We start from the raw sequence: 4783 nt of genomic DNA, 5'->3' as shown, positions 1-4783 counted from the left end.
GAGCTTTAATCTGGTCTAGCATGATTTTTCCCCTTTTATTTCTAGTGTAACATAAAAAACTAACCTACCACAAAATGTGATAGATTAGTTAACTTAATGACATTGAGCGTTAGCTGTCTTTTTTCGTTCTAGACAATTATTCAGCAACAGTCTATGATGATATCGAAAAAGACGGGCGGTTTGGTAGAATACTAAGAAGAGATATCTGGAAAAATATGAGATAGACGTATCGCAATCTTTCTATTCATCATTAATTGTGATAAACTAAATATAATATCATATGGTTGGCAGTTTTCTAATACTGCCAATACTTCTTTCATCATTTAGAAAGTCAGAAATGAAAATAATAAAACAACTTTGGTGGTTTTTTAGGCTAGAGAAAAAACGGTATGTAATGGGGATTGTTTCCTTGTGCTTGGTAAGTGCATTGAACTTGCTTCCGCCCTATATCATGGGAGAAATTATTGATCAGATTGCAGGAAACCGTTTATCAGGCAATCAACTTCTGATTGGGGTCGCTGGTTTGGTTCTCTCTGCAATCGGTATGTATGTATTGCGTTATATTTGGAGAATGAATATTCTAGCGACTTCCTTTCGGCTTGGCAAAATTATGCGTGCTAGGCTATTTGAACATTTTATGAAAATGTCTCCATCCTTTTTTCAAAATCACCGAACAGGTGATTTGATGGCGCACGCTACTAACGATATCAATGCTTTGACACGATTAGCAGGTGGAGGAGTGATGTCATTTGTCGACGCGACGGTAACGGCCCTCATGACCTTGGTGACCATGTGTTTCATGATTTCTTGGAAAATGACCCTAGTTGCCATTCTTCCCTTGCCTTTTATGGCCATGACAACTAGCTTTTTGGGCAGAAGGACACATGAGAATTTTAAGGCTTCTCAGGCAGCTTTCTCAGAATTAAATAACAAGGTTCAAGAATCGGTATCAGGCATCAAAGTGACCAAGTCATTTGGTTATCAGGAACAGGAAACTCATGCATTCCAAGAAGTCAATCAAGCAGCCTATTTACAAAATATTAAGACCATGCGGTATGATGCCATGTTTGATCCAGCCGTTTTATTCTTTGTTGGTCTTTCTTACGTACTGACCTTGTTCGTTGGTGCTCAATTTATTCGACAAGGTCAGGTGACAGTTGGACAACTCGTAACCTTTATGACCTATTTGGATCTATTAGTATGGCCCTTAATGGCAATTGGTTTCTTGTTTAATATTACACAACGTGGCGCTGTTTCCTATGAGCGTATCCAACGATTATTAGATATTCGTTCAGATGTTGAAAATCCACAGAATCCTTTACCAGCACCTGAAAATGGAGATATTTGTTACGAAATTGATGCGTTTTCATATGAAGAACAACCGACACTTGAAGACATCTATTTCACTATTGAAAAAGGGCAGACGGTTGGTCTAGTAGGTCCTACAGGATCTGGGAAAACTACTTTATTAAAATTAATCTTGCGTGAATATGATGTGGAAGATGGTCGTATTTTATTAAACAATGAAAATGTAAAAGACTATCGTTTAGCAGATTTGAGGAGTCTGCTGGGCTATGTTCCCCAAGATCAGTTTCTATTTGCAACAAGTATTTCTGAAAATATTCGCTTTGGACATCCCAATTTGGGAAAAGAGGAGATTGAGGAAGCTGCTAAAATTGTTCATGTGTATGATGATATAATGGATATGCCTGAAAAATTTGACACCATTGTGGGGGAAAAAGGTATTGCCTTATCTGGTGGACAAAAGCAGCGATTAGCTATGGCACGCGCAATGATTTTAAATCCTGAAATCCTATTGTTAGATGATTCCTTATCAGCAGTTGATGCCAAGACGGAACATGCTATTATTGAAAATGTCAAGGAGGGCAGGCGAGGTAAAACAACCATTATCACCGCCCATCGTTTATCGGCAGTAGTCCATGCAGAGATGATTTTGGTATTAGAGAATGGGCGTATTATTGAACGGGGACGTCACCAAGAATTACTTGAGAAGAAAGGTTGGTACTACAATACATATAGGATGCAGCAATTAGAAATGGAGGAGAATGATGAATAAGAAAGCACCACAAAATGTCTTTTGGCGGCTATTGTCCTATGTCAAACCTTATCTATTTCTAACCATCGCTGCCTTAAGTTTTTTATTGTTAACCACAGTAATTCGTAGTATCATTCCCTTACTGGCATCTTATTTTATTGATCATTATGTCCATCAAGTAACAGATGGGGTTTTGTTGGTTTTAGGTGGCTATTTTGGTCTGTATATCCTTCAGATGTTGTTTCAGTATATTGGTAATTTTTGGTTTGCTAAGGTTTCTTATAGTATTGTTCGAGATATTCGCCAGGATGCCTTTTCTAAAATGGAATCTTTGGGGATGGCCTATTTTGATCAAACACCGAGTGGTTCGATTGTATCTCGATTGACAAATGATACGGAGAGTATTTCAGAGATGTTTTCTGGGATACTGTCCAGTTTCATTTCCGCTATTTTTGTCGTAGCTGTTACTTTGTATACCATGTTTGCTCTTGATTGGAAATTAACCAGCCTCATTGTCCTCTTTTTACCAATCATTTTTATATTGGTGAATATGTATCGAAAAAAATCAGCACCCGTTGTGGAAAAAACACGGAGTTTATTGAGTCAAATCAATAGTAAACTTGCTGAGAGTATTGAGGGAATTCGGATTATTCAGGCCTTTAGACAAGAGGAACGTTTATCTGATGAGTTTGAAGCTATTAATCAAGAACATCTAGCCTTTGCCAGTCGGTCAATGGCATTGGATAGCCTGTTTTTACGACCTGCTCTTTCGCTGATAAAAATTCTAGCCTATGCTTTTCTAATGACCTATTTTGGCTTGGATTGGTCAGATGCTCCAGTTTCCGCAGGACTCATTTATGCTTTTATCCAATATGCCAATCGTTTATTTGACCCTCTTTTGGAAGTTACCCAACACTTTTCAACCCTTCAAACTTCTATGGTGTCTGCGGGTCGCGTGTTTACTCTAATGGATCAAACGATTGAGGAGCCAAGGCAGGAGAGTACGGATGTGCGAATCACTAAAGGTGATATTGTCTTTGAAGATGTGTCATTTTCTTATGATGGCAAGCGAAAAATTTTGGATCATGTTTCATTCGAAGTAAAAAAAGGACAAACCATTGCTTTTGTTGGGGCTACAGGATCTGGAAAATCTTCCATAATAAATGTATTTATGCGTTTTTATGAATTTCAATCGGGCCGCATCCTTATTGATGGACAAGATATACGTCAATTCGCACCTCACGAATTGCGTTCTAATATTGGGCTTGTATTGCAGGAACCGTTCTTGTATCATGGAACAATTGCTTCCAACATTCAAATGTATCAAGATATCAGTCAGGATGACATCATTGAAGCTGCTCGTTTTGTTGATGCAGCACCATTTATTGAAAAATTACCTAATGGTTACCAACAGCTTGTTACAGAGAGGGGTTCTTCCTTTTCAACTGGGCAAAGGCAGTTACTTGCATTTGCAAGAACCATGGCTAGCCAACCCAAAATTTTAATTTTAGATGAGGCTACAGCCAATATTGATTCTGAAACGGAACAAACTGTTCAGCATTCGCTTGAAAAAATGAGAAAAGGTCGGACCACCATCGCAATTGCACATAGACTATCTACGATTCAGGATGCGGATTGCATTTACGTTCTAGATAAAGGAAAAATTATTGAATCGGGTAGCCACGACGAATTACTAGCTCTCAAGGGAACCTATCATCGGATGTATGAGCTACAGGCTGGTCAATTGGCACAATAGTTCGATTTTTATTCAACAGAAGGAGGTTATTATGACTCAACCACATATTCCATCAGTCATGTCAGATTTACGACAAGACATTGTTCAAATGCCCGAAGTGATGAAAGAATGTAGTGGCATTCGCATTTACGGGCGTCGTATTCGTTCCATATTATTTACAACCGATGTTTCAATTATTGCTAACCACAATGCAGATGCTATTCTGGCTGTTTATCCATTTACTCCAATTCCTGCCATTATTAAGAGTATTATGATGGTTGCGTCCGTTCCTGTACTTGCAGGTGTTGGTGGTGGCTTAACAACCGGTATGCGCTCGGCAAATATGAGTTTATTGTCAGAGTCTGAGGGGGCTTATGCTGTAGTAGTAAATGGACCAACAACGGTTGAAACAATTGAAGAAATCAATAAGGTCATCGATATTCCCATTATCTATACAGTCGTTTCAGACAAATCGGATATTAAATCTCGTATTGAAGCGGGGGTTGATATCTTGAATGTATCTTGTGGTATTGAAACTCCAAAAGTTGTAGAAAAAATTCGGAAAGACTATCCTGATTTTCCCATCATGGCAACTGGTGGACCAACCGAAGAGAGCATTCGCCAGGTAATTGCAGCTGGTGCAAATGCCATTACGTATACAGCGCCAAGTAATGGAGATCTTTTCAAAGGAAAAATGGAAAAATACCGTAAACATGCAGTGGACTGAAAAACTGTCTCGGTCTTGCATTCTGCCCCTTTCTGAGTTACAATAGAAAGGCAGACTTCCCTTAGTTAAATGGATATAACAAATTCCTCCTAAGAATTAGTTGCAGGTTCGATTCCTGCAGGGGAGATATAAATACAACGAAAACCCTTGAAATATTAATGAACTGCTCCCTGTCAAGTGGACAATGAAATAATAAAAGATTAGGCGACGGCCTTGTTCCTCATTTCAAGAGGGGCAAGGCCGTTGTTGCGTTCTTGAAAACGTT

The 4783-nt window shown here is 38.8% G+C and carries 3 protein-coding genes and 1 tRNA gene; all 4 read left to right on the top strand.

Going from position 1 to position 4783, the window contains the following annotated elements; all coding sequences use genetic code 11:
* Window positions 1–337 precede the first annotated feature (337 nt).
* The 4 genes from K6V43_RS11195 (at window position 338) to K6V43_RS11180 (ending at window position 4645) form a co-directional block, all read left to right on the top strand.
* Window positions 338–2077, top strand: coding sequence for an ABC transporter ATP-binding protein (locus K6V43_RS11195; protein ID WP_172007423.1), 1740 nt, complete (start codon window positions 338–340; stop codon window positions 2075–2077).
* Complete coding sequence (locus tag K6V43_RS11190; protein WP_222383135.1) at window positions 2067–3812, top strand: ABC transporter ATP-binding protein; 1746 nt, start codon at window positions 2067–2069, stop codon at window positions 3810–3812. The genes K6V43_RS11195 and K6V43_RS11190 overlap by 11 nt, the downstream gene beginning before the upstream one ends.
* A 31-nt stretch (window positions 3813–3843) precedes the next feature.
* Window positions 3844–4518, top strand: coding sequence for a beta/alpha barrel domain-containing protein (locus tag K6V43_RS11185; protein WP_222383134.1), 675 nt, complete (start codon window positions 3844–3846; stop codon window positions 4516–4518).
* 55 nt (window positions 4519–4573) lie between these two features.
* Window positions 4574–4645, top strand: a tRNA-Arg gene (locus K6V43_RS11180).
* The last annotated feature ends 138 nt before the right edge of the window (window positions 4646–4783 follow it).

Source organism: Streptococcus suis (genome assembly GCF_019794615.1).
GTDB classification, from domain to species: domain Bacteria; phylum Bacillota; class Bacilli; order Lactobacillales; family Streptococcaceae; genus Streptococcus; species Streptococcus suis_AI.
The sequence above is the reverse complement of the archived record's forward strand: the minus strand, read 5'-3'. Positions and strand labels throughout refer to the sequence as shown.